34 protein-coding genes are annotated in these 23179 nt (G+C 59.3%); 1 reads left to right on the top strand and 33 read right to left on the bottom strand.

Annotated features, from left to right (window positions below):
- Positions 1-18: 18 nt before the first annotated feature.
- On the bottom strand, positions 19-627 hold the full coding sequence (locus tag ABTV29_RS21170; RefSeq protein ID WP_433766632.1) for a tail assembly protein: 609 nt from the start codon (positions 625-627) through the stop codon (positions 19-21).
- Between the two features lie 43 nt (positions 628-670).
- The gene (locus ABTV29_RS21175) at positions 671-1102 is read right to left on the bottom strand and encodes a hypothetical protein (protein ID WP_433766633.1); all 432 of its coding nucleotides are present in this window, start codon (positions 1100-1102) and stop codon (positions 671-673) included.
- A gap of 123 nt (positions 1103-1225) precedes the next feature.
- Between ABTV29_RS21175 and ABTV29_RS21180 the strand changes: the two genes are divergently transcribed.
- Positions 1226-1774 carry a hypothetical protein gene (locus ABTV29_RS21180; protein WP_433766634.1) on the top strand — a complete coding sequence of 183 codons (549 nt, stop codon included), beginning with the start codon at positions 1226-1228 and terminating at the stop codon, positions 1772-1774.
- Positions 1775-1809: 35 nt separating this feature from the next.
- Here ABTV29_RS21180 and ABTV29_RS21185 read toward each other — a convergent pair whose 3' ends face one another.
- From ABTV29_RS21185 to ABTV29_RS21335, 31 genes are all read right to left on the bottom strand, one after another.
- Positions 1810-2574, bottom strand: a complete 765-nt coding sequence (locus ABTV29_RS21185; RefSeq protein ID WP_433766635.1) for a C40 family peptidase — start codon at positions 2572-2574, stop codon at positions 1810-1812.
- A gap of 2 nt (positions 2575-2576) precedes the next feature.
- A complete protein-coding gene (locus ABTV29_RS21190) occupies positions 2577-3326 on the bottom strand; it encodes a phage minor tail protein L (RefSeq protein WP_433766636.1) in 750 nt (249 codons plus the stop codon).
- A 10-nt stretch (positions 3327-3336) separates the two neighbouring features.
- Entirely contained in the window at positions 3337-3675 is a 339-nt protein-coding gene (locus tag ABTV29_RS21195) for a phage tail protein (protein WP_433766637.1), read from the bottom strand.
- On the bottom strand, positions 3665-6358 hold the full coding sequence (locus ABTV29_RS21200; protein ID WP_433766638.1) for a phage tail tape measure protein: 2694 nt from the start codon (positions 6356-6358) through the stop codon (positions 3665-3667). Before ABTV29_RS21200 ends, ABTV29_RS21195 begins: the two co-directional genes overlap by 11 nt.
- A 24-nt stretch (positions 6359-6382) precedes the next feature.
- A complete protein-coding gene (locus ABTV29_RS21205) occupies positions 6383-6637 on the bottom strand; it encodes a phage tail assembly protein T (protein ID WP_433766639.1) in 255 nt (84 codons plus the stop codon).
- Positions 6638-6666: 29 nt separating this feature from the next.
- Positions 6667-7014: a phage tail assembly chaperone family protein, TAC gene (locus ABTV29_RS21210; RefSeq protein WP_433766640.1), complete on the bottom strand. Its 348-nt coding sequence runs from the start codon at positions 7012-7014 to the stop codon at positions 6667-6669.
- 9 nt (positions 7015-7023) lie between these two features.
- Positions 7024-7512 carry a phage tail tube protein gene (locus tag ABTV29_RS21215; RefSeq protein WP_433766641.1) on the bottom strand — a complete coding sequence of 163 codons (489 nt, stop codon included), beginning with the start codon at positions 7510-7512 and terminating at the stop codon, positions 7024-7026.
- A gap of 59 nt (positions 7513-7571) precedes the next feature.
- On the bottom strand, positions 7572-7940 hold the full coding sequence (locus ABTV29_RS21220; protein WP_433766642.1) for a DUF3168 domain-containing protein: 369 nt from the start codon (positions 7938-7940) through the stop codon (positions 7572-7574).
- A complete protein-coding gene (locus ABTV29_RS21225) occupies positions 7940-8425 on the bottom strand; it encodes an HK97-gp10 family putative phage morphogenesis protein (RefSeq protein ID WP_433771959.1) in 486 nt (161 codons plus the stop codon). Before ABTV29_RS21225 ends, ABTV29_RS21220 begins: the two co-directional genes overlap by 1 nt.
- Positions 8418-8756: a phage head closure protein gene (locus ABTV29_RS21230; RefSeq protein ID WP_433766643.1), complete on the bottom strand. Its 339-nt coding sequence runs from the start codon at positions 8754-8756 to the stop codon at positions 8418-8420. Before ABTV29_RS21230 ends, ABTV29_RS21225 begins: the two co-directional genes overlap by 8 nt.
- Positions 8756-9232 (bottom strand): head-tail connector protein, encoded by a 477-nt coding sequence (locus ABTV29_RS21235; protein ID WP_433766644.1) that lies wholly within the window; start codon positions 9230-9232, stop codon positions 8756-8758. Before ABTV29_RS21235 ends, ABTV29_RS21230 begins: the two co-directional genes overlap by 1 nt.
- Before the next feature lie 3 nt (positions 9233-9235).
- A complete protein-coding gene (locus tag ABTV29_RS21240) occupies positions 9236-9625 on the bottom strand; it encodes a hypothetical protein (protein ID WP_433766645.1) in 390 nt (129 codons plus the stop codon).
- A 45-nt stretch (positions 9626-9670) separates the two neighbouring features.
- A complete protein-coding gene (locus ABTV29_RS21245; protein ID WP_433766646.1) occupies positions 9671-10885 on the bottom strand; it encodes a phage major capsid protein in 1215 nt (404 codons plus the stop codon).
- Between the two features lie 14 nt (positions 10886-10899).
- Positions 10900-11775 carry a head maturation protease, ClpP-related gene (locus ABTV29_RS21250; protein ID WP_433766647.1) on the bottom strand — a complete coding sequence of 292 codons (876 nt, stop codon included), beginning with the start codon at positions 11773-11775 and terminating at the stop codon, positions 10900-10902.
- Between the two features lie 13 nt (positions 11776-11788).
- Complete coding sequence (locus tag ABTV29_RS21255; protein WP_433766648.1) at positions 11789-13189, bottom strand: phage portal protein; 1401 nt, start codon at positions 13187-13189, stop codon at positions 11789-11791.
- Positions 13189-14913, bottom strand: a complete 1725-nt coding sequence (locus ABTV29_RS21260) for a terminase large subunit (RefSeq protein WP_433766649.1) — start codon at positions 14911-14913, stop codon at positions 13189-13191. The genes ABTV29_RS21255 and ABTV29_RS21260 overlap by 1 nt, the downstream gene beginning before the upstream one ends.
- Entirely contained in the window at positions 14914-15399 is a 486-nt protein-coding gene (locus tag ABTV29_RS21265; RefSeq protein ID WP_433766650.1) for a phage terminase small subunit P27 family, read from the bottom strand.
- A 142-nt stretch (positions 15400-15541) separates the two neighbouring features.
- A complete protein-coding gene (locus ABTV29_RS21270; RefSeq protein WP_433766651.1) occupies positions 15542-15934 on the bottom strand; it encodes an HNH endonuclease in 393 nt (130 codons plus the stop codon).
- Between the two features lie 230 nt (positions 15935-16164).
- Positions 16165-16488, bottom strand: a complete 324-nt coding sequence (locus ABTV29_RS21275; RefSeq protein ID WP_433766652.1) for a phage holin, lambda family — start codon at positions 16486-16488, stop codon at positions 16165-16167.
- 230 nt (positions 16489-16718) lie between these two features.
- Positions 16719-17102: a hypothetical protein gene (locus ABTV29_RS21280; protein WP_433766653.1), complete on the bottom strand. Its 384-nt coding sequence runs from the start codon at positions 17100-17102 to the stop codon at positions 16719-16721.
- A gap of 50 nt (positions 17103-17152) precedes the next feature.
- Positions 17153-17506, bottom strand: a complete 354-nt coding sequence (locus tag ABTV29_RS21285; RefSeq protein ID WP_433766654.1) for an antiterminator Q family protein — start codon at positions 17504-17506, stop codon at positions 17153-17155.
- A 3-nt stretch (positions 17507-17509) separates the two neighbouring features.
- Positions 17510-17824 carry a hypothetical protein gene (locus tag ABTV29_RS21290; protein ID WP_433766655.1) on the bottom strand — a complete coding sequence of 105 codons (315 nt, stop codon included), beginning with the start codon at positions 17822-17824 and terminating at the stop codon, positions 17510-17512.
- A 2-nt stretch (positions 17825-17826) separates the two neighbouring features.
- Positions 17827-19113, bottom strand: coding sequence for a tyrosine-type recombinase/integrase (locus ABTV29_RS21295; protein ID WP_433766656.1), 1287 nt, complete (start codon positions 19111-19113; stop codon positions 17827-17829).
- Positions 19110-19541 (bottom strand): VRR-NUC domain-containing protein, encoded by a 432-nt coding sequence (locus ABTV29_RS21300; RefSeq protein ID WP_433766657.1) that lies wholly within the window; start codon positions 19539-19541, stop codon positions 19110-19112. The genes ABTV29_RS21295 and ABTV29_RS21300 overlap by 4 nt, the downstream gene beginning before the upstream one ends.
- A gap of 112 nt (positions 19542-19653) precedes the next feature.
- Complete coding sequence (locus ABTV29_RS21305) at positions 19654-19956, bottom strand: nuclease domain-containing protein (protein ID WP_433766658.1); 303 nt, start codon at positions 19954-19956, stop codon at positions 19654-19656.
- Entirely contained in the window at positions 19947-20156 is a 210-nt protein-coding gene (locus ABTV29_RS21310) for a hypothetical protein (RefSeq protein ID WP_433766659.1), read from the bottom strand. The genes ABTV29_RS21305 and ABTV29_RS21310 overlap by 10 nt, the downstream gene beginning before the upstream one ends.
- Positions 20149-20808 (bottom strand): replication protein P, encoded by a 660-nt coding sequence (locus tag ABTV29_RS21315; RefSeq protein ID WP_433766660.1) that lies wholly within the window; start codon positions 20806-20808, stop codon positions 20149-20151. The genes ABTV29_RS21310 and ABTV29_RS21315 overlap by 8 nt, the downstream gene beginning before the upstream one ends.
- The gene (locus tag ABTV29_RS21320) at positions 20808-21581 is read right to left on the bottom strand and encodes a helix-turn-helix domain-containing protein (protein WP_433771960.1); all 774 of its coding nucleotides are present in this window, start codon (positions 21579-21581) and stop codon (positions 20808-20810) included. Before ABTV29_RS21320 ends, ABTV29_RS21315 begins: the two co-directional genes overlap by 1 nt.
- Positions 21582-21592: 11 nt before the next feature.
- On the bottom strand, positions 21593-22336 hold the full coding sequence (locus ABTV29_RS21325; protein WP_433766661.1) for a phage antirepressor KilAC domain-containing protein: 744 nt from the start codon (positions 22334-22336) through the stop codon (positions 21593-21595).
- 71 nt (positions 22337-22407) lie between these two features.
- Positions 22408-22839 carry a phage regulatory CII family protein gene (locus ABTV29_RS21330; RefSeq protein WP_433766662.1) on the bottom strand — a complete coding sequence of 144 codons (432 nt, stop codon included), beginning with the start codon at positions 22837-22839 and terminating at the stop codon, positions 22408-22410.
- 88 nt (positions 22840-22927) lie between these two features.
- Complete coding sequence (locus tag ABTV29_RS21335; RefSeq protein ID WP_433766663.1) at positions 22928-23143, bottom strand: hypothetical protein; 216 nt, start codon at positions 23141-23143, stop codon at positions 22928-22930.
- Positions 23144-23179: the final 36 nt, after the last annotated feature.

Consider the following 23179-nt stretch of genomic DNA (forward strand, 5'->3'; position numbering starts at 1 on the left):
CTGCTTGCTGCGTGCTGCTTACACTTTGTCTTCGGCGTAGATCGAAGCGGAGATGATCATTCCGCCCCAGCGCCGGTCACCGATGCAGATCGGTACCGGGTTGCCGCTGGCTGTGGTGTTCCTGGCGCTACCGAAGGCGTAGGAAGGCGCGTTTTCTGGGGAAGAACTCTGCTTCAGACCTGAGGCTTGAGGGCTGAGCATTTGGATAACACCTCCGATCACCATCGCCGCCCCCACCTGGTACAGATAGGGCGAGGCCGCTGCGAAGGGGGTAAATGAAAGTACGAAGGCCGCAGCGATCAAAACTGATCCGATGATTGTCTGAAGCCCTCCTGCGCGCTTGCTTCCCGAAACTACAGGAACGATGCGCACCTCTCTTGTCCCCCCAAGGTCCAAGCTATCTGCCCCAACATTTTTGCGATTCCGAAAAATCGCGAATGTCATGCCCAGCCGCTCAAGCCTTTTGATTTCCTCAGCGAAACCTTCAATCGTCGCATTCAACGCACGGAGCACTTCAGCGCCCGATCCGCCATCAAGTAGAAAAGGCTTGCTCCGGAAAAATTTCTTGGCAAGGGAGCCGGACAACATCACTTTCGTGGTCGGCGTGTAGTGAGCAGCTGAAGCCATGCGTTTCTCCGGACAATAAAAAACCGCCCGGAGGCGGCCTTGTTTATAGCGTCGTGGGGAGGATGTCTATTTGACCATCGCCCCCAGTGAATACCCGATATTTCTTCACAGCACCGTCTTTCACAACTGCCTCACGCTCAACTCGCTCGGCGCCCATCGAGCAGATTCCAGAACCGGTATAAGCGGCCCCCACAGACACGGAATCAGGCGGTAAATAAAAGGCAGCCTTCTGTCCCGGGTCGAGTTTGGCAACCTGTTTGCCGTCGATGAAAACGGCCATCGAACAAAGGCTACCAGTGTGGCCAGAGTCGCGAATGATCAGAAGAGTGCCGTATGCGCCTGCTGGCTTGGCCTGGTAAGCCAGCACCTGACTTGGCGGCGCCTGACGCGCCTGCCCCGAAGGCGTTGGCGATGTTCCGCACCCCGCCAGCAACGCCAGCAACGCCAGCGCCACCGCTCCTACGATCAATTTCATGCAGGTCACTCCTGTGCAAAACGTTCACCATATCACCGGTTACCGCCTGTACAAATCCTCAGTAACACTATGGCTACCGCCGTAGTAGCCTCCCGCATTCTCATGGATGCTATGGAAAAAATAATGAGCAACTGGAAAGCGGTTGAAATCAGGCTAAGCACTCAGCGGAAGAATATTCCTTATGCGACGGATCCGGAAAACGACGTCCACCCCGTGATATGGATTTCCAAGGAGCCGCACAGGATTGACGAGATTCCTGAGCTAAATCGAGATCCAGAACTGAAATCAGCAATCCAGAGTCTGAACTCACCAGGATGTAGGTTTGAAAGTTTTCGATGTGGCTCAATCGATGAGGAAGACGATGGAAAGTTCTACTCGAATTTCAATATCGGATTGATCTACCGAGACCGAGAAGCGTTCGCGAACTATGGCGCTCAGCTCATGATTGCTGGAGAGGTCTTGGGTTTTTCGACGGATAGCGACATTTTCCCAGAAGGGAGTCGCATGTTTTTGATTGAAATTGAATCAGTTCTTCTAACCACTGAGAGCGTTCACGGCTGGACCGTTGATCTCTGGCACCGGAGCGAAGGGCGAACCGCCCAAGAGGCCAAGGGCAAAGCGAATCAGGCACTGAACCTCCTGAAAAACGTTCTTTCGGCAAAATATTCATAATCTACCCTATAACACAGCAGCTACTGCCGACCACGTCATGTAGCTGACTGTGCACGTGTGTGCCTGAGGATTAGGCGCGTCCGGTCAAGCCAGGGCCCGCCGAACACAATCACTTCCGATGGCCTGCCGTACAGGTGATGCAGCAGAAAAGGACCAGGTCCGAATGTTGCTGCATCCTCTCCCGGCAACGCCGGATCGGCACCGAGGAATATCCCGGCATGGTTCGGGTGAACCGTCCGGCCCACCTCCATCACGATCATGTCGCCGCGCTGCGGATGGTCGACCCGGTAAAAGCCGGCGGCCTCGTAGTTCGCTTCGTACAGACTGGCACTGTCCTTGCTCTCCCACCAGCCGTCGGTGCGCTTGAAAGCTTCGAACTCCAGCCCCCACTCACGCTTGTACCAATCGGCGCAGACCTGCCAGCAATCCCAGGCGCCGTGCACAAATGGACGCTTCAGCAGCGGCACATCACCAGCCGGCACCACCGTCCGTAGGTCGCCCTCCGGCCAACTCAGGATGTGCCACGGCAACGCGGTCGCCTCGCACATGGCCAAGTCGCGCGGTGACGGCCGGCTGGTTGCATCAGGGTGCGAGTGAACGATGCCGATGACTTCGCCCAGGTCTTCCGCCGTGGCGTACTGCTCCGGGTCGATTCGAAACTCTTCATTCGGCTCGGTGGAAGTGTTCTGGCACGGGAAGTACTGCTGCTTGCGACCGATGCCCAGCAGCAAGCCGCAACACTCTTTCGGGTACTCGGCTGCCGCGTGCGCCTGGATCGCGCTCAAGATGTGCTTGCGCATGGTCAACTCCGTGCGATCAGAGAAACGGCAGGGAAGCCACCGAACGGCAGCGGATTGCCCTCGCCGAAACGCGGTATGCAGCCACGGCCCAACGTGGCATCACACTCATCGAGTTCGGGGTTGTCGGTGGGTACGCCGTCCTTCGTGACGTATCCGCCGGTGTACCCGCAATTAGGCCCCCGGTAACCGCCGGTGAGGCACCAGTGGCACAAGGTCGTCGCCTGCCGGCCTATCGACTCGCCGCCGACATCACCCGGACTGGCAAGCTCCCAACTGACCGTCTCCCCGTCCTCGTTCGTCTTCTGGTCGATGTACCAGGCCTCGATCGTCTCTTGGGTTGGATCGGCTGTTGGGTTACCGGCCGGGAAATTTTCCGCATCCAGATACGTGCCCAGCGTGTGGCGCACCGTCAGCTTGAACTCGAGCAAGTCGTCAAACGCCAGACAAAGCGCGGTGATCCGTCCATTGACGTTGCCGACCGATAGCGTCGGGCGTACCGCGGTGCCGTCGCCGTTCGCTTCGATACCATCGATCTGCATAGGCCAGGCGCCATACTCATTACCTTGCCAGTAGATTGGTTTGGCCGGCAGCTGATCGGCATCCGCGCCAGCAGCGATGATCTCGGCTGCAGTGTGCGGAATGGAGTGACCGTGGAAGCGCAGGACATCGGCACCGTAGTCCGTGCCATCCAGTTCGAAGAGCAGCACTTCGCTGCCAGGCTCCAGCACCTGGATATCGCTGATCAGCGGCATGAGTAAAACCTTATGGGAGAAATGACTGTGTGAAGGTGGTCGTGAGGGTGAAGACGCCAGCGCCGTTCGGGGTGACCGTCGGCGCCGTTGCTCTGAAGAAGCTCAGTTGGCCGAGCGGCGGCGTCCAGAGAAAAGACCGGAAACCGCCGTGCCGGTCGAGGAACGCCTTGATTTCAACGGCAACTGACTCGCCGACAACAAATGTCAGAGGCCAACTGTCCTGCTTGTTATTGATTCCGTCGCCAACGACCTGCTCGTAACCATCACCAAACTTAGAGGTGCGCACCCGATATTCCGGTGCGCTGGTGGGCTCGACTTTCGGGCACCAAGTGAAGGTTTCAACGGCCATTTATCACCCTCCAGATTTGCCCGCCTGGTTGCAGTTCTTGAGCAATGGCCTGCTGCGCGCCTCGCTTGGCGACATCGGCATATGCTTGCCCCACAACCTGCATGTCTTTCTGAGAGGACGACCCTTCTCCAGAACCTGAAACCTCAATCGTTTGCTGGATCAGCACCTGGTTAGCGCTGATCGAACCGCCGTCCGTCCCACCAATCGCTTTGACGCCCAGCGATCCGTCGGCAGTTCGAGTCAGCGGCATGATCGCCTCCGGGCCGGCCTCCCCCATCAAGCCAGTACCGCCAGCCATCCCGAAGGCCGTTGGCTGGGTAACGACGCTGTTGGTGAAGGCACCGCCTTTCGCGAACATTTGAACGCCGGAGGACCAGGCTCCGCCCTTCGCCTGAATGCTTCCAGGAGTGAACCCAGAAAGATCGGTGCCGGTGTAACCGGCCTGGGTGGATCCGGCAGAAGCACCGGCACTCCCGCTACCGAAATAGCTCACACCGGCACTCACCAGGTTACTGAGCAGGGCTGAGCTCGCCTGTCGCGTTGCAATGCGCGCCATGTCCGCCAGAATCGATTTCGTGAAGTCTGAGAACGAGAGCTTCCCGGTCATTGCGAAATTCACTACTGCGTCTTCCATTGAACTGAAAGCATCACCAAACAGGCTTCGCGTTTGCCCGGCCACATCCCGGGCACTGTCGAGATAGTCCTGCCATGCGCCCCGGGCGCCATTGGTCCAATCACTTTGGGCCGCGTCCATCTGGGCCCAGCCCTCCTTCATCGCCTCGATCTGCTTCGGCAGGTACGCGTTGGTCAGGTCGATCTGATCCTGAAGCGCCTTACGCTGCTGATCAGTCGTGGCTGTGGCGAGCTCGGTTCGCAGCGAAAGCACCTGGTCATTGGTTTGCCGCTCCAACTCAAGCCGCTGCAGGTAACGGTCGGAATCCTTGCTGCCCATCCCAACAGCCGCAGCCTGCGCGGCGTACTGCGCACGCTGATTGTTCAGTTGCCGCTCCAGATCCGCCTGGAATTGGAGCGCCTGGGACAGTCCGTTTGCCGAGTTGACTGCTTCATTGAACTGATTGGCGAGCCAAGCAGTGGCCTGACCGTATTGCTGCTGGGAGATTTTCCCGTTCTTGAGCAGCAGATCAATCTGGACGGTCTGCTTGGCGAACTCACTGGCCGCAGCGCCAACCGGGTCGTAGGTCTTGCGCAACTGATCGAAAGCGGTGGCGGCCTGTTTCAACTGTTCCTTGAGCTTGTTTTGGGCGTCCGTCGCGGTTTTGGTGGTGCCATTGAGCTGGGCCATCTGCTTGTCGATTGCAGCGATGGCTCGCTGATATCGGTCCGAGTTGCCGGGATCCTTGGCCATGGCTTTCACCAAGTCAGCCCGATCCTCTTGCAGCTTGTTGATGCGATCGTACGAATCGAGCAATTTCAGCGAAGCTGCGGTCGTTCCGGTGAAGGCGGTGGCTACCTTCTGCTCTTGCTGTTCTACCTGTTTATTGCCCTCGACCAGCTTTTTGTCACCCCAGCCGCGCAGTTCGCTGTAGGCCTTGTAACTGGCCAAACGGTCGTCGGATGCTTTCTTGGCTGCCTGAAGGTCTTGCCCGAAGAGATCGCCGACGAACAAAGTCGGGTTGGCAGCAAATTTATTGAGGCCACCTTCCGCTTTGTTGTACGCATCCAGCGCGCGGTTGGTGCTTTCTTCCTCGGCAACACCAGCAAGGTGCTGCTTTTTTCTGTCTCCTGAAAAGAACGACGTGACCTGTTCCAAATCGGCCATCATCGCCCGGAGGTCGTTCGGCAACTGAGCCAGCCCCGTAGCCGCTGCGCCGGTCAACTTGACCACCAGCGCGGCAAGGTCCGACATTCCCTGCTGAAAGCCTGGATCCTTGACGATGTCGCGCAGGCCGTCGAGCGAGTTCTGTAACGGACTCATATCGACACTGGCAAGGCCAGAGACGAATTCGTTACGGAGACCCTCAGCCTGAGCCTGCAGGTCCTGGATGATCTCGTTCGCACGGACCAGGTTCGCAATCTGCTGAGGATCCATCGCGATGCCGAAATCTTTGGCTTGCGCGAGATATTTCCGCAGGCTCTCACCGCCATGATCGAGCAGCGGCAGAAGGCGAGACAGGTCGTTGCCGAGACTTTCGAGAATGTTGATCTTTTCAGACTGGGTGGAAACGGACTTGAGCCCATCTGCAATGGCCAGCAGTTGCTTGTCCGGCGACATGCGGGCCAGGTCCTCGGCGGAAAGACCAAGCTTCTTCAGCCCGTCGATCGCTTCGCCGCCACCGGTGATGACCGCATCGCCGATCTTGTCACCGATATCCTTGAAGATATCGGCCATCTTGTCACCGCTCAGCCCCGCGCGCTCAGCCGCGTACTGCCATTGCTGCAAAACAGTGGTGCCGATACCGAGCGACTTCGCCCACCGATCCGTCTCGGTCGTGGCTGCGGCTGTGTTTTTCAACATCACCAGCGAGGCGGTGCCCACACCGAGGGTGGCGGTCACAACCGTGGCCAGGGCTCCGCCGATCTTCTTGCCCGCCTCTTCAGCCCGGGCCTGCATTTCCTTCATGCGCTTTTCAGTGACACGGCCCGCCTTGTCCATGCCCAGCTCGAAGCCGCCGATGCGGGCGATCAAGTCCAGCGTCAGTGTGCCAAGCGAGCGAGTTGCCATGGGTCATTCCTGTTGAGATCGAGGTCAAGTCCACTCGGCCATCGCCGTTTCGAGCGAAATGCCAGCTTTGGGCTGGTGGGGCATGAAGTCGGCCAGGTCGGCTTTGCCACCGCCCATCCGATGGACCTGAAGCGCGACAATGGCGCCCATTTGCTCGGAGCGAGTGGCCAGATTGAAGGAGCCGTATTTATTGCGGTACGCCACCCAGGCCATCGCTTCGGGGTAGCTGATACTGGCTTTGGCCTCGGCCACTGTCCTCCCGCCGATTCCGTTCAGCACCAGTTCGTGCCAGAACTCATCGGCGGGAGTCAGTTTTTTACGCGATCCGCCCCGGTGTTATTCACCTCATGGACAGCGCCGAGGATTGCCCAGCCAAGGCCTGGGTCCAGTCGATAGGCATCTTCATAGGGGATGGACTCTTCACCCTTTGGACCGAGCGTCACGCAGGCGGAGATGTACTTGGCATTGCGGCTTTGCTCCGAATCAGTGGAGGAAAAAAGCTGCTCGACCATGCCGAAGGATTGCGGCATGACGTGGATGAAGAATTTGTCCTCGAGCGGCTTGCCCTTGGAATCCTTGTGTTTCCAGACCACGGCCTTCTTCACCATGGCGCCGCCAACAATGCCGCCGGCGGCTTTCAGTTCACTCAAGTTCATGAGGCGCCCTTACGTTTTCTTGATCCAGGCGGAGCCGCCCGAACGCTGAATGGTTGCGGTGGTGGTCACGACGGTGTTGGCTGCGAAGGAGAACGGGAAGTCCGAAACGTAGCCTTCGAACACGAACCATGTGCGAGTGGCCGGCAACTCGAAGTCATCACCACCGGTATCAACGGTCGGAGCGGCGGTGCCGTCAGACCAACCAACCGCCCACTTCACAGTGGTATCGCCGTCGGCTTCGGACAGCTGATGCAGTCGAATGTGACTGGCGTTGTTCGGATCGGCGTTCAAGCCGAGTGAAGCCTGGCCCGGAGTGCGCAGACCTTTTTTGTAGCTGCGCTCCTTGGCGCTGAGGCAGGTGTCCTCGATCTGGTCGGCCGGCGCACCGCCCGGGTCAAAGCTGGTGGCGCACTCCACCTCCATTACGGTCAGAGGACCGTTACCAGTCAGCGGTGGAACAAGGGCAAACACCTGCGTGCCCTGAGTGAGAATGGACATAGCGGTCTCCTGCGGACAAAACAAAGCCCGCTCATGGCGGGCCGGGGATTGGCGTGTTGTTACCTGGGCACTAGCCAGTCGACGTCGAAGCTCGACCGGTAGAGATTTGTTGCGGTGTCTTTACTCTCGCCGCCCCAGCTCACAACGTTGGCTTTGAGTTCGATGGCATGAACAATTGCTTCGGTAACGGCCCTTGCGGATGCGCCCGTCGCGCCGTAAACGTCAACCTGCAGCGTATACCCGTCCATGTCTGGCCGGCCCGCCAAGTAGTTTTCCGGGCTGCCGGTAATCAGTTGCCAGACAGCGTATGGCTTGGCGACGCCCTCTGGCGCTTCACCGAATGGAAACAGCCTGAGGGGTGAAACCCCAAGCAGAGCGCGGACTGCGGCATCAGCCGAGCAAACGGCAAATATTGGTGCTGCCGGCATCAGCCACCCCCTGCGGTTTTGGCGGTGCGCTTGATCGCGCGGTCAATAGCCTTCTCGTACTCCGTGACGAACGCATTGGTAGCCAGGCTGATGTTGTCAGCGAGCGCCTTGCGCGCGAACGGCTGGGCGCGCATTTTCTCCGTACCGAACTCAATCAGGCGCCAGTGTGGCGTCGGCGAGTTGGCCGAGGTGTCGCCACCGTTTTTCAGCACGGCGCCGTGCAGAACACCAATCCTGAACCCAAGGTCACCGGTAGACTTGAACAGTTTGCCGTTCCAACGCAGCGCCACATTGTTCGCGATCGATCGGCCCGTTTCGGGGTCATCGATCCTTTCGGCGCCCTCCTTCATCTTTCCGGCCACAAGTTGCGCAGCCTTGCGTAGCGATGATCTGCCACCCTTGCGCTTGAGGTCGTAACGGATGGATTCGAATTTCCCAAGCAGTGCATCCAGCCCGGTAATGCTGAACTCGACCCCGTCAGCCATCATTCAACCCCTTCGCCACCAGAATGGTGAGGTATTCGAGACCGGAGTCGGGATCGGGAAGCGGAGAACCTTGAACGTTGTAAACGTCCCCGCGGTGCAGAATGCGCATCGTAGGCAGCACGCCGTCTCGGTACCGGATCACCATCCTGCCCGACGCTTCGGACTGGCCCGCCTGCGCCGCGATCAGATCGCGGGCACTGAGCGGTTCGACCGAGGCTGGAACCTTATCCCAGACGGTTTCCCATCCAGGTAGCATTTCGCCTGATGCGGGATCCTGCACCAAGCCCGGCTCCTGGAAGGTGATTCGCTGACGCAAACGACCGGCGCGCATCAAACACCCATCCGGATGCGATAAGGCATCAGCAAGTGTTGCGAAGCCAGCGGCAGCTCGGTCGCAATGGTGCCGGTGACGACATCCTCGCGGTTGGCAAATAGATGCCCGAGCTTGAGTAGGCAGGCCGCCTGTATAGCGGAGTTCAACACCATGCCATAGGCGATGGAATCGGCCTGATCGTAAGCCTCGGCCAGTGCTTGGCGGGCGTGCTCGAGCAAGCGGCAGCGCAGAGAGTGGTCCCGCTCCGTCTCAGCAGCAGCTATCGACTCCACATGCACCGCTTTGGCTTGCTGCATGAATGGTTGAACGCCGGCGCGCGCACCATCGAGAGACACCTGGTCCAGGAAGAAGCGACGGTTGAGGAACTGCATCGCCGCCTCCTCCGCCGCATCGAGTTGAGCCTGGACCAAATCTTGGTCTTCAGGCTCGGCCAGCAGGTGGTGCATGGCCACGTCGATTGCGATAACGGACATTGTTTACTCCTTGGCTGGTTCAGGCTCACCGCCGGCAGTCAGGCGCTCAACTTCCGCGCTGGCTGCTTCCTGATTACCAGAAAACGCGCCTACCTGATTTCCTTCAGAGTCCACCACGATCCATTTACCAGCGCCCTTGTGCTTCGCCTTGAAGGCTTCAGCCGGCGGAGTGATCGGCAGAGTGACGGGATTCAGTGAACCGCTGGTGAGCACACCGGCGCCGGCCGCGTCGTCGAGGGAGATGGTCACAGCCACCTCGCCTTCGGAGGTGTCCTGTTCGGCATAGCCCTTCTGGATAAGCTCGCGACCGTGCTGCTCAATGGTCTCGAAAGCCGTACCTTCGACCAGGGTCTGGCCGCCGAGGTATAGAGGCTTGAGAGTTTTAAGTTTCATGATCGACTCCTGTTGGGCCGCCGTTACGGCGGCCCTGCGTCAGATTTACGGAGTGGTTGGAGCAGTGAAGTTGCCGTAGATGAACGCCTCCGGACGCTTCACTGCCAGCGCCAAGCGCTCTTCGCAACGGATCGAGATCAGGTTTTTCTCGAAGTCGTCGGCGTTCTCGGTGGAGATCACCACGTTGGCATCCTCACGATCGAACAGTTGCGCCCCGGTCTGGAAAGCACCAGTCAGGAACTTGCCCTCGAAACCGACCGCCTCGGTAGCCACCACCGGCAGTCCCCACAGTACTGGACCGGCGAGGCCCAGCGGGTTGGCCAGGATGTAGCGACCCAGGGTGTCCTTGGTCAGCTCGATCTTCGCCCAGTCGATGAAGTGGAGGACATGCCCTGAAGCAGGCAGCCGCGCCAGCTGGGCCTGCAGCATGGCAAGCCGCAGATCGTCGATGCCAGACTGATTCTCGACCTCGAACGCGGGATCGAATGCCGAGGCCTGTGGCACGATGCCGTGCAGGTGAACACCGGAGCCATCGCCGAACAGGATTTCGCTTTCTTCGACGTACTTCAGGCCATAGCGCATTTCGACGTCGATGGTAGAGCCCAACTGCGCGAAGTCGTCCAGGATTTGCTTGGATGCCTTGAACATGTGCGCGATGGTCGATACTGCGGTGAGTTTCGACGCGAACGTGATGTTCGAGTAAGGCTTGGCGGTGCCTTCAGCCACGACTTTGGCGGCGTTGGTGAAGCCAGTCTGTTGCACCCAGAAGATGGCCGGTGCAGTAGTACGGCCAGGTGCAATCAGGTCGCGAATGAACAGGCGCTGTTTCGGCGCTACGTCGATGCCTGGAAGACGCTGCGGCTCGACAATGCCAGCCGGCACATCAGTCGACAGCAATGCGGCGCTCACCGGAATGTTCACGCGCTTACCGCCCTCAACGCTGGCTGCGAAGTTTTTCAGCGCTTCGCTCTTGATAACCACGCCACCCAGGCTGTCGCGGATCTGCGGGGCGCTCGCGGAAGGAAGGCGTGCGAACTCCTGTTCTACCTCACCGAGTTTGGCTTTCAGCTGCTTCTCAGCCTCGGTCAGGGAGTTGAATTTCAACGCCAGCTCATCGACTGCTGCCTTGGTTTCAGCGGACAAGGTGCCCGCCTTTTTTGCTTCGTCCAGTGCGTTTTCAGCTTTTTTGCTGAAGTCGCTGGATGCCTTTTCCAGTTCGGCGGAAACCTGCTTGAGCAGGTCGGCGGTGTTCTCTGCCATGGTCGTTTCTCCGGTTACTTGAGAGCTGCTGCCGAGAACCGCGACAACGCGGCCTGTAGCTCGGCAAAGTGATTGGCCAGATCGGCCTGGTTGTCGGCAGCGGTGCGCGTACCGGAGGGGGCAGCGCCTGGCATACCTCCCTTGAGTTCTTGAATCAGGGCTCGGCGCTCAGAACGGGGCATTCCCTGTTTTGCGAGAATCGTATCCATGCGCCGGGCCGCGATTTGCTGCGGAGCCAGCGCATTCGCATCTTCCTTCACCGCATCGGACGGCAGCAGGCCGTCGGCAAAACCTGCATCAACCGCGGCGCTACCGCCCATCCACGTCTCAACGTCCATCAGGCCGCGAATGACCTTGGTATCGTCGCCGGTGCGGATCGAGTAGATGTCGGCCAGCGTGCCGTCGATCTGGTCGAGGAAAGTCGCTACCTCGGTGAAGTCGTTGCGGTCGCCGGCGGCGATGGTCCAGGCGTTGTGGATCATGAAGAAACCGGCGCGTGCGATCTGGATCTCATCCGCCGCCATGGCGATGAACGATGCCGCCGATGCGGCTAGACCAAGCACCTGCACGGTGACTTTGCCTTTGTGCTCGCGCAGGAGGTTGTATATGGCCAGGCCTTCGAAAACGTCGCCGCCTGGGCTGTTGATCTTCACGGTGACGTCCTTGTCGCCGATGTTGCGCAGCGCGGCACTTACACGCTTGGCGGTCACGCCCTCGCCCGTCCACCAGTCCATACCGATCGGGTCGTACATGGTGATAGTGGTGGCGTCGTCACCGGTTGCAGCCTTGATCGCCGGGTTCCAGTGCTCCATGGCTTTAGGCAGTAGATCGGATTCGACGCGCGCGTGTGGCCGCACCCCCGGCGCTGCCGGCAGGGACTTGAGTGTCATGGTTTACTCCAGGTCAGGCCGCTTTGAGCAGCGGCATCGATATCAGCGCATGGGCCATCATTGGGCCGTCTGGGTTCCCGGCTTCGAGGGCCTCGGAGGCCAGTTCGACCGCCTTATTGATAGCGTCTCGGTCGCCGTTATTACGCGCCGATACCAGCCGCAGCATGAATGCCGATGCCGCTGGCGATGCGCCCGCGGTCGGTTTTCCGAGTTGATCCAGGGGAACCAGCGCCGACTGAACCGTATACGTGTCGCCACCTGGGATCGGAGGCAGGTTTTCCAGCCGACGCACCTCGTTGCGAGACATCCATCCGTTCTGCAGTGCCGTGTTGTACCAAGCCCCTCGGCCAGCACTGTCGGCCCGCAGCAATCCCTCCACCGCGAACTCGGCGAAGTATTCGTCTGCGTCGGCTTCACCGATCAGGCATCGAGTAATTTCCTGCTCGATGTTTACCAGCAGTGGACGCAGGCTGTTGGTGAGGAAGTGCAGGTTTTGAGCCTCTACCGAAGATGCCCAACTGGACTGCTTGTCCATGTGTCCGACCATGAACGGTGGAACACGGAACCAGCGGCAGATTTCCTCAACATTGAACGACCGAGATTCAAGCATCTGCGCCGCTTCAGGGTTCATCGTGATGCCCTGATACTTCAGGCCGGCCTCGGCCACCATGATCTTGCCGGCGTTGGTCGAGCCCATGAAAGCGGTGAGGCTTGCCCGCAGTTGCTCGCGCTGATGTGGTTTCAGATCGGCGTCACTGCTGAGGATGCCGGAAGCCTGCATACCCTGGGCAAAGACCTTGGCTGCGGCCTCTTCTGCCGCCATCGCTGAACCGAGGATCTCACGCCCGGTGGTGATGGGGAGCATCCCGCAAACTCCATCCAGGCCGAACGCTCGAATGTGCATTAGATTTTTCTCGGGAATCTCCCGCTCTGCGCCGTTCTCGCTGTACATATACTGAAGCCGGCCATTGTCCAGGCGCTTCACGGATATACACTGAGGAAGCAGAGGCACCAAAGCGACAACGCGCTGCCCGATCATCCTCTTCTCGACAAACGCGTTACCACGTAGACACAGGCTCGCCACCACCAGCAGCATGAAGCGCTGAGGGGTCATTTCTGCGTTTGGGACCCGGCATAACAATCGATACAACGGATGATCTTTCGCCTGTTCCCGTGAGCCGTCCGGAAGCCGCCTGTAGAACCGCAAGGGCAAGGTGGAAACCGACTCCGAAAGAAGCCTGACGCATGCCCAAACTGTCGATAACTGCAGCGCCTTGTCGACGGTGACGTGCTTCCCACTGGCAGACGTGCCAAACCATTCCTGCCAAAAGGCGCCGGTGTTCAGGCCGATGGGCACGCCCAGCCAGTCCAGCAGTGCGGTCTTCACCCGCCCTGGTTTTTTATCGCGCGCCATTAGATTCCTACCATGATGGGGTTTTCGAAGAAGCCGTCATTGCTTGGCACATGAGCCAGACGCATCACGCTACCGACCGCCATGATCGTGGCGACCGCGCCGTCAATCTTGTTGTCATCGCCCTGCTTGATGGGCCGCACGACATCATCGTTGCCCGGCAGAAACTTGCCGATCACGTTGCCGATACACCAGGTCATGATCGGGTTTCCGTCGTGATGGAATCGGCCGGCTGTGATAGCCGCTTCCAACTCCTTCATGGCGTCCGACATGTTGGTGTAGTTCTGCGTGATCGTGATCGGATTGAAACCCTCATCGTCGAGGTCGTGGCTCAGGCCCGTAGCACCATGAGGGTCAATTGGTGACTCTCGTAGCGGCGCTTGATGGTTGGCCTCCTTGGTGTCCTCAAGGATCTCGCGGTAATCGATCTCGGCACCGTCGGTAACCTCAAGATGCTTGGAGTTGATCCACGCCTGGAACCGCTCGGACATTCGCTTGTTATCGGTGTTATAGGCCGTGTCGTATGGCACCCAGAACTTGGGGGCAACGCTGTAGTAATGGGTCTTGCCGTCGATGACGCGCCAGAAAATCCGCGCTCGGGAGTTCATGTCGAGCTTGCGCGCCAGGTCGAAGCCTGCAATCCACTCCTGGCCCTCGAACTGCTCCAGGGTCAGCGTGGTGTCTTCGCACGCCTTCCAGTCTTCCATGTTGAAAAAGCCGGCCTTCGCGCTTACCCACAGATTCAGGTGCTTAGTTTTGAACGTGTTCGTGAACCGCGCAGAGCGGATCGCCCGGGCCTGCTGGCTTTCCAGATACTCCTGGAACACGGACACCCCATGGTTAGGGTTTGCCTTGGCAAGCATCTTCGGGTCTGTCCAGTCGTCGCCCTCGTCGAGCGTCCAGATCCAGCCGAACAACTCATCATCAGGCACGGTGCCTTCGAGCATCTCGATCACCTGGCGCCGCTTGTCGTAGCACGGGCCCTCGATGTCGGCCCCGGCGGTGGTGATGATGAACATCAGCGGCTGCCGGCGGGCACCCATGCCGGTCAGCATGGTGTCGTACTGGGCTGACGTGGGGTGCTCATGGTATTCGTCGACGATGGCGCAGCTGGGTGAAGCGCCGTCGCCCGGGTTGCCAATCAAGGGCTCGAAGCGACTGAAGTCGGACGGTATGTTCATGTTCGAGGCATTGACCTCAATCCCCGCGGCCTGCACCAGCATGGGCGATTTGCTCACCATCAGCTTTGCCGGTCGGAAAACCTCCCACGCCTGTTTCTCAGTGGTTGCACCGGAATACACCTCGGCGCCGAACTCGCCGTCGGCAACGAACATACTGATGCCAACGCCGCCGGCCACCACAGACTTACCGTTCTTGCGAGGCACTTCCCAGTAGCTTTCGCGGAAACGACGGTGACCGCCCTTCTTCCTGACCCAGCCGAAGGTTACGGCCAGGCCGAACAACTGCCACGGCTCCAGGCTGATCAGTTGTCGCTTGAACGCCCACTCACCCTTGGTGTGCGGCAGCAGTTGGATCAGCTTCAGTTTCTTCTCGGCCTTCGCCGGATCAAACTTGAAGCGGTAACCGCGCTTGCGGCTGGCGGTCAGGTCGTCGAAGTGACGCTGCACCGCCTGGTGAATGTATCGGCAGGCTGGGACCTTTCCACGGAGCAAAGACCGGCCCCACGCCATCGCCTTGTCGACGTTTGGGTGTAGGGCTTTGGTCATTTATGATCTCAGTAGTTGGGCAAATTCGTTGGTTTCCTTCTGCTTGTTACCGCCGATCAGCCGGGTTCTGCTGGAAGGATCCAGGCCTAGCAGCGACCCGAAGGTCACCATCTGGCGCATTGTTTCGTTGGCCGCTGTCAGCGCGGGATTCTTCACCGGCCCACCGGTCGCTCCGGCCACAACAATGCCGTTGTCCCTTATCGACTCTTGAGCCATCCGCCAGTTGTCATAGGCGGTGCAGAAGGCCTCGACGTTGTGCAGGTCCGTGAGGGCCACGACGTTCTCGCGCAGCAACTCGGGAAGAATCATTTTCCACATCACGGCAGCGCGCTCGCTCAACCACTCCGGCGGGTCAACGTCGGTGATCTTGGAGAACTCAGGTTCAGCAGTATTCAGCGCTCGCTTACCTGGGTTGCCGGCGAGCTGTTTCTTGGCCGTCGGCTTGGGTTTGCGACCACGGCCGGCGACCGTGGCGGTGCCTCCCATCGCGCAACTCCTGAATTTTTAATTTCGCGGGTGTGAAAAAACGATTGAGGGCGCGGTCTAGAAGCGAAAAGGCCCGGACTTTCGACCCTCCCCCTCCCCTCGAGCGAGAATCGCTCTCATTTGTCTCGATTTTTCTGTTTTTTCACGGTTTTTCTGCTTTTGCCCGGCCGGCGTTGCCGAATCCACCGTCCTCGCCTGCGGTCTTCACCGAATGGCAGGGGTGGCACAGGGACTGCCAGTTGGTTCGATCCCAGAACAGGCTCATGTCACCACGATGCGGCTCGATGTGGTCAACGTCGGTGGCCACAACTACCAGGCCGCGTGCTTCGCAGTGTCGGCAAAGCGGATGCTTGGCCAGCCATCCAGCACGGGCCTGCTGCCATTTGTATCCATAGCCACGGGCGGCGCTCGTCTCGCGAGGCTTCTCCCGCGCATGGCTCTTGAGCAGGTGCGCGTGCGCTTCACAATAGCGAGGGTTGCGGGTCAGCACATTGCAGCCCTGGGCATTGCATGGCTTCTGTGGCCTCAGCGGCATGGCGTGCCGTCCATATATGTCAGAGGCGGCGCATCCGGATCCTCTGGCTCATCAGCGGCCATCGCTTGGATCAGTAGGTCCAACCTGCCGGCTATCTGGTCCAGAGACCGAGCCGTGTTCTCTTGGGCGATTACCAGTCTTTCCAGCAATGAGATCAATGGATCGCTCATACGCTACCTTGCTCCACTTCTTGATCCAGTCGCGCCGAGCGGCGCATCCACCGCACGCCATCAACCCTCTACCTTGCGAGCAGCCGCACGATCGTAATAGCCGCGAACTTTCTCCACACCGAGGAAACCAACAGCGCCACCTGCGAACGTGGCCATGCTCTGCGGCAGCCCCATCCACTCAAGTAGGGGCACCAGTGAAAGCGTGACCAACCCACACAGCGCTCCCTCCAGATACATCTGACGACGTGTGCCACCGCCATACATCACCCGCAACACCGCGATGCCGACCGATAATCCGGCAGCGAAGAGTTGTGGCTGATGCATCACCAACCAGGCAAGCACAGCGGCCCACAGGCCAGGATCCTTCTCAGGCATGTTTGGCATCTCGATACCTCCCTTGCGGGGAGTGCATTAGGTCCGGCCCCAACAGCACTCCCAGCTCGGAGCAATGGGTGGTGGAGCCGAAAACGAAAAAGCCCCGGCAAATGCCGAGGCTCATGGAATGGTAGAAAGCAAAAAGCCCATCGTAACGACGGGCTTTGCTCGCGGAAAAACCGCAAAGTAACGTGAAAACTATAGATTCAAATCGATGCTGTCAAGCGTCGGCAAGATGATTACCCACCAAACCCCATTGCTTGCCTCAGCCCTGCCGCTCCTTCCTGCGTGAGCAGGTAACCACCTCTCGAATCGGAGGATAAAAAACCTTTCTTCACAAGCGAATCGACAGTCCGCAAATTGAAACAAGATGCACCATTAGGCATCTGGCCATGCATGAGTGATGGGTTCTCTGCGTAGATCGGCGTGTCGAAACTTGCACTGGTCAAACAAACGATTTGATTGTTCGTGAGCTTTACCTGACCGCCCGCTGCAGAGGTTTTCGGTTGAGCATCAGGCTTCGCAATCGATGGAGTGGCAGGTGCTTTCCCTGAACGTCTGAAAGCACCCTGAATCATCCCAACAACAATCAAAACAACGACAACTATTGCTATCCATTTCACAAGCAGTCTCCGGCCAAAAATCCAAGCTTAGCTTTTCCTTTTACCGCTTGCTACGCAGCCTCTCGACGAAGATCAAGCGCGCCGTCTATCCATGCAATACCGGCCTTCCAGAGCCCCTGAGTCTTCCCATAGCCAAAGCCCAGGCGCTTACCTACAGTCATCAAGTCGATGTCACGCGACGTGTAGTACTTGATGATCACGTTCCCCGCCTCGGGGTAGCGATTGCGTAGCCGGCCAATCAGGCGATCCATCATCAGTGCATCGTCGTCGGTGATCATTGGATCTGCGAGGGTGTTCTCGCGTGATGCGCAGCAGGACACACCGGAGCCCAGCACCACCCAGCGCCCCCAATGCTCCAGCAGATCCTCGGCAGTGCGTTCGGTGAAATTCTTTGTTCTCGCCATGAATCAATCCCCCTTGAAAGACGAGCGGCCGGCGCCGCGACTATTGCGCTGCTGGTACTGCTCGACGGTGTCGTTTGCCGCCGGTGCCAGGGACGAGAAGTGACGCTCCCGGCGCAGCAGCATGCCCAACTGCACCACCAGGTCTTCCACCGACAACGGCTCCAGCGTCACCGCATGGACCTGGCCGGAGGCGTGGCAGCCGATGCAGTCGAGTTCATGAAACACCCCCTTGACGACCCCTTTTCCGGCGCACGACGGGCAGTCGGTGAGCGGGATCAGGCAACGCACAAAGGCGGGTCCGTGAGTCCTTTTTTCCATTTTTAAACCTCGCCTATGGTTGATTCTTGAAGAGCCTTGCAGGCCTTGTGTTCTGTGGCTTCCAGCGCATTACCCGAATTTTCGTTTCTACCTTCCTTCAACCCATGAATCAGGGAAAAACCCTTGCCGTCTAAATGGCTGTGCCACAGTTCGAGGGCAGCGCGCTTACGCTCTTCAACCGTGGTGTGGATGTAGGCCTGCACGTTGTGGCCCATCGCGTGATTGATCAGCATCTCGCCAATCAGGAAGTCGATCCCGAGGTCTGCCCATCCGGTCCTGGCCAACTTGCGCAGGTCGTGGCTGCTCCATTCACCCTTCCCCAGCCCTGTGAACACGGCACTGGCTTGCCCTTCGCTCATGCCCTTTCCACTGTGGGAGCGAAACAGGCAATCGCCGTCGTAATTGCTCGCCTGTTGTGCCGCGCGGTACCGGATCAGAAGGGTGCAGACTTGATCGGTCAGCGGGAGCGAGTGCTCGACGCGGGTCTTGGTATTGCCCACCGGCAGATACCAGGTGCGCTCGGCGATACTGATGTGCGACCACTGAGCCTTGCGGGTTTCACCGATGCGTGTGCCGTGACAGAGCATCATCAACGCGAGCATGGCCGGCTGTGGATCGACCTCAAACAACGCATGCAACTGGCTCAACAGAGGCTCGATCTGCACACCCCGCAGGCGAGCCGGCTTGGCCTTGATTTTGGTCTTGGAGAAGTCACTGAACTTGATGCCTGCCATTGGGTTGGTCGGGATCAGGCCCAGCGTGTGAGCCTGGCGACAGGCGACCACCAGCAGGCCGAAGATCAACCGTACGAACTCCAGCGACAGAGTCTCCTGAAGCGGCCACATCAGGTGAGTGTCGAGGGTGCCATGGCGGATATCGGTCAGCGGTAGATCACCCACGCGAGGGATCAGGTGGCAGGCAATCGCCGATTTGCCCGTGGCCTTGCGCTTGCCGGAGAGGTTACGGTCGCGACCCATGCGGTCGGCGTACCACTTCAGCAGCTCGCCCAGTGTTGCCCAGGGCGATACGGCTGCCCCTGCCTCCGGATCAGTGCCCAGTCGCATGCGCAGGTCGGGCAGCGCGGCCAACACGGCCTTCGCCGACAAGTCGGGATAGGCACCAATCCGGTTCCACTTCTTGCGCACCACCAGACTCCACGTCCCACGCGGGCGCGCCTCGGTGAAGCGAAAGTACAGACCCGGGTGCCGAGGATCACGCATCAGCACCGCGGCAGGGTCATCCGCACGACGGCGCAGCTCTGCATCAGAAAACGCCACGGTCATGGTCATGCGGCCACCACTGTAGGAGCGAGCCGCAGATAGGCGCGGATCTGCTCCATCGCGTCGAAGTGGCCGTAGCACACCACTGCGAGATAGCCCTGGGCATTGAGTTTGCGGATGCGTTCGTGCTGGCTGTCGGAGATCGCGGCGTCATTCGGTGGCGTGGCCTTGAATTCGACGTACAGACCGAAGTACCCGCCGCGGGCCATCGGCAAGACCAGGTCGGGAATCCCGGCCTTCACGCCCTGGGCCTTCAACTTCGCCGCGACGGCTTTCACCCGGTGCCCACCGTTCGGAACGTGAAAGATCAGATCAGCGACTTCCGGCATGCGGAGGCGCAGCTCGATCATCAACACCGCCTGCTCCTGCCCTTCACGGTCGACGGACTTCCTGCGAACAGGCTTTACAATGAATGGTTTGATGGTCAGTGGCTTCAATTGCGCTCCCCTCGCGCCACCCGCTCACGGCGGCTCAAACGGCGAATCCCCTCAAGGCAGCCACCGAAGGCAACCAGCAGAAAGGCCAACCAGAGGTGAACCAGAATGTCGTTCATGCAGCCCCCTTTACGCTGAGTATTCCGGCCCGGATCAGGGCCTCATGTGTTTCGGCGATAGCGCGCGGCATGTCCGACCAGTCCACGTCGCCGACAGCGCGGCCGTCGATAACGTCATGGCAGGCACTGCACGCGTAAACCGCGACGGTGTCGAATCCCTTCATGCCCATGCCCTTCTGCCCGCACGGCAAATGCGCAAGCACGGTGGTTGCCGGGTTGAAATTGCATGTGCCTGGCAAACGGACGGTGCATTCCTGGCCATTGGCCGAGGCGCGGAGTTTCTTCGAGGTCACGCGCATACCCGCTCCCCCGTGGTGCGATCGATGACTTCATAGGTGGATGGCCACATCACCTGGCCGAACTTCAAGGCGGCCGATGCGTGCTCGAACAACGCGACGGCGCGGTCAGGCTTGTCGGTGAGCTCCCACTTGTAGCCGCAGCAATGCACGGCGAACCGGTACGCTGCTGGGTCGACCTGGGCAAGACGCGAGTTAGGCACGGGCGCCTCCAGCGCGACCGGCGCGCAACTCGGCCAAGGCCTGGTTTCCGATTTCGGGGGTGCGACGCCCTTCTGCCCGAGCAGGAAGCGCCAGCGGCATTTTTTGCAGCGGCAGCCCTTCGACCAGGCGGCGCACGGTGATCACGTAGTTGCGCTCGAACAGCTTCCGGGCGAGCGAGGTCTCCAGGCGGTTCAGGTTCTCGAAGCCGGCTTCCTTGGCCGTGTGCCAGACAGCGTCGTGCGACCAGCTCGCCTGGCCCGCCATTGCCGGATGGGCATTGCGGCAAGCCTCACGGAAGGCTGCGTCCAGCGTTGGGATACCAAGCATTTCGGGAGTGGGCTGGCACAGGGCGATGAACTTCCCAACGCTCGGCGCGAAGTCGGAACCGGCCTTCCTGCACTGCTCGATGCCGAAGCGGATCTGCTCGATCTTGGTGATCTTTTCGGCCATGAAGGCCTTGGTCCAGGTTGCCTTCGCCGCGTTGATCGCTTCCTGATCGGGCCAGGCCTGCTTCCAGGCTGGAAAGATCGCCATCAACTCACGGAACAATGCGTTGATCACCTGCACGGTCCCCGTATCCGCCTTGAGAGGCACGACTTCTGCGCTCGGAACGTTGGACAGGGTTTGCAGCACGCTCGATACGGATTTCATCACAGACCTCCTAGGTCATCGCCCCAGCTGGTGTCGTTGAAGTCAGGTTCTTGCCCGCGCCCAGCGGCCTGAACGCGCTCACGCTTAACCCACTGCACTAGGCGGTAGCACCAGCCGGCAGCTGAATCCAGGGTGTTCGGCTTGGCGCAGTGGAACCCTTTGAACTTGCGGATGGCTTCGTCGGGAACGCAGTCGGCGGGTAGCCCTGCGATTGCAATCTGGTCGGACAAAGCTTTGGTCGGGGGAACCCAGGTGGCGAACATGGCGAAGCGTTGGTTTGCCGCTGGGCATTCGGCGGCGACCTGCTCTTGCTGTGCGATCTCGTCGGCCAAATCGCGCTGCAGCTGCTCTTCGGTTACCTGATGGTTCAGTGACGGATTGGGTGCAGATTCTGCACCCCGTTCTGTTCCAGGCTGCACCCCGTTCTGTTGTGAGTTGCACCCCGTTGCGTCATCTGCACCCCGTTTTGTACGGGGTGCAGGATTTGCACCCCGCGATAGTTGAAGGTCGTAAACGACTGGTCGACGGTCATGACGATCGATGTGCACGGCGGCGATAGCTTGGTTGCCTTTCAGGATTAGGCCGACCTTCTCCAGATCGTCCAGCTTGTAGCGCACGGTGCGCTCAGACAGGCCGGTGTCTTGTGCCAGGGTCGACGCAGATGGAAAGGCGCCAGCGCCGTTAGAACCGGCATAGTTGGCAAGACACAGCAGCACGTGTCGCGCGCTCGAGTCTTTCAGGGATTCGATGGGCAGAGAGAGCGCCCAGGACATAGCTTGAACACTCACAGCGAGGCTCCGATATTCTTTTCGGCCAGGTAGGCAAGGCCTTTCGGTGTTACGAGAGGTTGGAAGGCAGCACGGTCCAAGCCAGTCTCGGGGTCGCTCTTCAGCGCAGTGACTTTGTGCACCAGGTAGCCGGAGGTGATGCGGGGCTGGTAAGCCGTCCAACGCTTGGAGCCACCGCGATGGAATATCCAGCGATTCTTCTCAAGCCATTGGAAAAGCTTGGACGGAGGCACCTGCAGTTGTTTGGCAGCATCGCTGATGCAGATCGCGCCGCCAGCCGAGGCCAGACGCTTGATCGCAGCGACCTTCGGCTCCTGGTCGAGAATCACCAATCGAAGCGACTGGTTCTCCTTCGCCTGATCGGCAGCTGCTTGCAGGGCCTCGGCATAGGTCGCCGGAATTTGGAACTGATCCGCCCTCGCCTCCAGTTCCTGCCAGCGATCGATTATCCGCGCGCGCAGCTCAACGCTGTAACCCGATACCACCACCAGTGTGTCGCGCTGGGAAAGCTGGAACTCACGATAGACTTGGCCATTCTGCGGGTGGACGTAGGGGGTATCGTTTGAGGAAACGACACCCTTAGCAACGTAGGCCCTGATGGTTTTCAGAACATTGTCATGCGTGCTGCCGGTGAGTTCAGCAATCTCGCGTGACGACATGGTGTGTCGCGACACTTTTTCAGACCCAGCAAAATGTGTCGCAACACGGGTGGTATTGCCTGGAGCGGTGTCCGTGTTCATAATGGCTCCTCAAATGTTGTACCGCTGTTGAAAAAGCCGACCTCGACCGTCGGCTTTTTTGTTCCTGCAATTCAGGCAACCTTGACCGATGCTTCAATTGCGTCGATTTCACGGCGCACATGCGCGATTTCTTTACAGATCGCCGCCTTCTCGATCTGCGTTACGTGTCCATCGCCCAGTGCGTTATGTACTGCAACCGTCAGGTCAGCGAACTCCTTGCCTACAAGAGCCAGTGCAGCAGGAAGGGCTTTCACCTCCTTCACTTCCTTCGCTACAAGCGAATATCCGAACTCATCCAGCAATGCGCTGAGAACGATTGCCCGAGATTCGCAAGAGAGGTGAGTCAGGACCTGGCCGAACATCTCCAGGTTCATCCGGTGCGCTTCCCGATTTGGATTCGCGCAATCAAGCAGGCGGGTTTCGTTCACACCCATTCGCTTTGCCAAGGCTGTGCCGCCATCAGCCTTTACTTCCCGGTGCAAAGTCCTTTCAAAATGTTCCATTGCGAAAACCTCGTTTCTTCTCGCGTGGCGCTAAGCCATCACTGGTATCAAAATATTTCTCAAGGACCGGAGCGATGCAGAAGTCGCTTCAGGCCACCATTTCGGCCCATGGAAAAGCCGGGCAAAGGTCTTCCTTTTTGAAGGCCCGGCCGGTCAAATCTTCGGCCCGCTTGGCAATGACAGGAGACATGCCGTGCTTACCCCGGACCCAGCCAGAAACCGTGCTTTGATCGACCTTGAGCTTCTCAGCGGTGACCTCTTGCGTCCCGAAGAAGGCAACGAGGTCTTTAAAGATGGTGTTCATGCTGCCCCTCCGTATGTGAATACCCATATCGTAGAG

Source organism: Pseudomonas putida (assembly GCF_050989985.1).
In the GTDB taxonomy this organism is placed as follows: Bacteria; Pseudomonadota; Gammaproteobacteria; order Pseudomonadales; family Pseudomonadaceae; genus Aquipseudomonas; species Aquipseudomonas putida_AI.

Excerpts from the sequence above, each read along its gene's own strand:
- ABTV29_RS21260 (WP_433766649.1), bottom strand. The coding sequence starts at position 14,913 with ATGACCAAAGCCCTACACCCAAACGTCGACAAGGCGATGGCGTGGGGC.
- ABTV29_RS21230 (WP_433766643.1), bottom strand. The coding sequence starts at position 8,756 with ATGCGCGCCGGTCGTTTGCGTCAGCGAATCACCTTCCAGGAGCCGGGC.
- ABTV29_RS21245 (WP_433766646.1), bottom strand. The coding sequence starts at position 10,885 with ATGGCAGAGAACACCGCCGACCTGCTCAAGCAGGTTTCCGCCGAACTG.
- ABTV29_RS21290 (WP_433766655.1), bottom strand. The coding sequence starts at position 17,824 with ATGGAAAAAAGGACTCACGGACCCGCCTTTGTGCGTTGCCTGATCCCG.
- ABTV29_RS21270 (WP_433766651.1), bottom strand. The coding sequence starts at position 15,934 with ATGCCGCTGAGGCCACAGAAGCCATGCAATGCCCAGGGCTGCAATGTG.
- ABTV29_RS21320 (WP_433771960.1), bottom strand. The coding sequence starts at position 21,581 with ATGTCCTGGGCGCTCTCTCTGCCCATCGAATCCCTGAAAGACTCGAGC.
- ABTV29_RS21325 (WP_433766661.1), bottom strand. The coding sequence starts at position 22,336 with ATGAACACGGACACCGCTCCAGGCAATACCACCCGTGTTGCGACACAT.
- ABTV29_RS21255 (WP_433766648.1), bottom strand. The coding sequence starts at position 13,189 with ATGGCGCGCGATAAAAAACCAGGGCGGGTGAAGACCGCACTGCTGGAC.
- ABTV29_RS21295 (WP_433766656.1), bottom strand. The coding sequence starts at position 19,113 with ATGACCATGACCGTGGCGTTTTCTGATGCAGAGCTGCGCCGTCGTGCG.
- ABTV29_RS21240 (WP_433766645.1), bottom strand. The coding sequence starts at position 9,625 with ATGAAACTTAAAACTCTCAAGCCTCTATACCTCGGCGGCCAGACCCTG.
- ABTV29_RS21185 (WP_433766635.1), bottom strand. The coding sequence starts at position 2,574 with ATGCGCAAGCACATCTTGAGCGCGATCCAGGCGCACGCGGCAGCCGAG.
- ABTV29_RS21190 (WP_433766636.1), bottom strand. The coding sequence starts at position 3,326 with ATGCCGCTGATCAGCGATATCCAGGTGCTGGAGCCTGGCAGCGAAGTG.
- ABTV29_RS21275 (WP_433766652.1), bottom strand. The coding sequence starts at position 16,488 with ATGCCAAACATGCCTGAGAAGGATCCTGGCCTGTGGGCCGCTGTGCTT.
- ABTV29_RS21210 (WP_433766640.1), bottom strand. The coding sequence starts at position 7,014 with ATGAACTTGAGTGAACTGAAAGCCGCCGGCGGCATTGTTGGCGGCGCC.
- ABTV29_RS21250 (WP_433766647.1), bottom strand. The coding sequence starts at position 11,775 with ATGACACTCAAGTCCCTGCCGGCAGCGCCGGGGGTGCGGCCACACGCG.
- ABTV29_RS21315 (WP_433766660.1), bottom strand. The coding sequence starts at position 20,808 with ATGAAATCCGTATCGAGCGTGCTGCAAACCCTGTCCAACGTTCCGAGC.
- ABTV29_RS21195 (WP_433766637.1), bottom strand. The coding sequence starts at position 3,675 with ATGGCCGTTGAAACCTTCACTTGGTGCCCGAAAGTCGAGCCCACCAGC.
- ABTV29_RS21170 (WP_433766632.1), bottom strand. The coding sequence starts at position 627 with ATGGCTTCAGCTGCTCACTACACGCCGACCACGAAAGTGATGTTGTCC.
- ABTV29_RS21335 (WP_433766663.1), bottom strand. The coding sequence starts at position 23,143 with ATGAACACCATCTTTAAAGACCTCGTTGCCTTCTTCGGGACGCAAGAG.
- ABTV29_RS21330 (WP_433766662.1), bottom strand. The coding sequence starts at position 22,839 with ATGGAACATTTTGAAAGGACTTTGCACCGGGAAGTAAAGGCTGATGGC.
- ABTV29_RS21200 (WP_433766638.1), bottom strand. The coding sequence starts at position 6,358 with ATGGCAACTCGCTCGCTTGGCACACTGACGCTGGACTTGATCGCCCGC.
- ABTV29_RS21215 (WP_433766641.1), bottom strand. The coding sequence starts at position 7,512 with ATGTCCATTCTCACTCAGGGCACGCAGGTGTTTGCCCTTGTTCCACCG.
- ABTV29_RS21235 (WP_433766644.1), bottom strand. The coding sequence starts at position 9,232 with ATGTCCGTTATCGCAATCGACGTGGCCATGCACCACCTGCTGGCCGAG.
- ABTV29_RS21180 (WP_433766634.1), top strand. The coding sequence starts at position 1,226 with ATGAGCAACTGGAAAGCGGTTGAAATCAGGCTAAGCACTCAGCGGAAG.
- ABTV29_RS21265 (WP_433766650.1), bottom strand. The coding sequence starts at position 15,399 with ATGGGAGGCACCGCCACGGTCGCCGGCCGTGGTCGCAAACCCAAGCCG.
- ABTV29_RS21220 (WP_433766642.1), bottom strand. The coding sequence starts at position 7,940 with ATGCCGGCAGCACCAATATTTGCCGTTTGCTCGGCTGATGCCGCAGTC.
- ABTV29_RS21305 (WP_433766658.1), bottom strand. The coding sequence starts at position 19,956 with ATGCGCGTGACCTCGAAGAAACTCCGCGCCTCGGCCAATGGCCAGGAA.
- ABTV29_RS21175 (WP_433766633.1), bottom strand. The coding sequence starts at position 1,102 with ATGAAATTGATCGTAGGAGCGGTGGCGCTGGCGTTGCTGGCGTTGCTG.
- ABTV29_RS21285 (WP_433766654.1), bottom strand. The coding sequence starts at position 17,506 with ATGGCGAGAACAAAGAATTTCACCGAACGCACTGCCGAGGATCTGCTG.
- ABTV29_RS21225 (WP_433771959.1), bottom strand. The coding sequence starts at position 8,425 with ATGGCTGACGGGGTCGAGTTCAGCATTACCGGGCTGGATGCACTGCTT.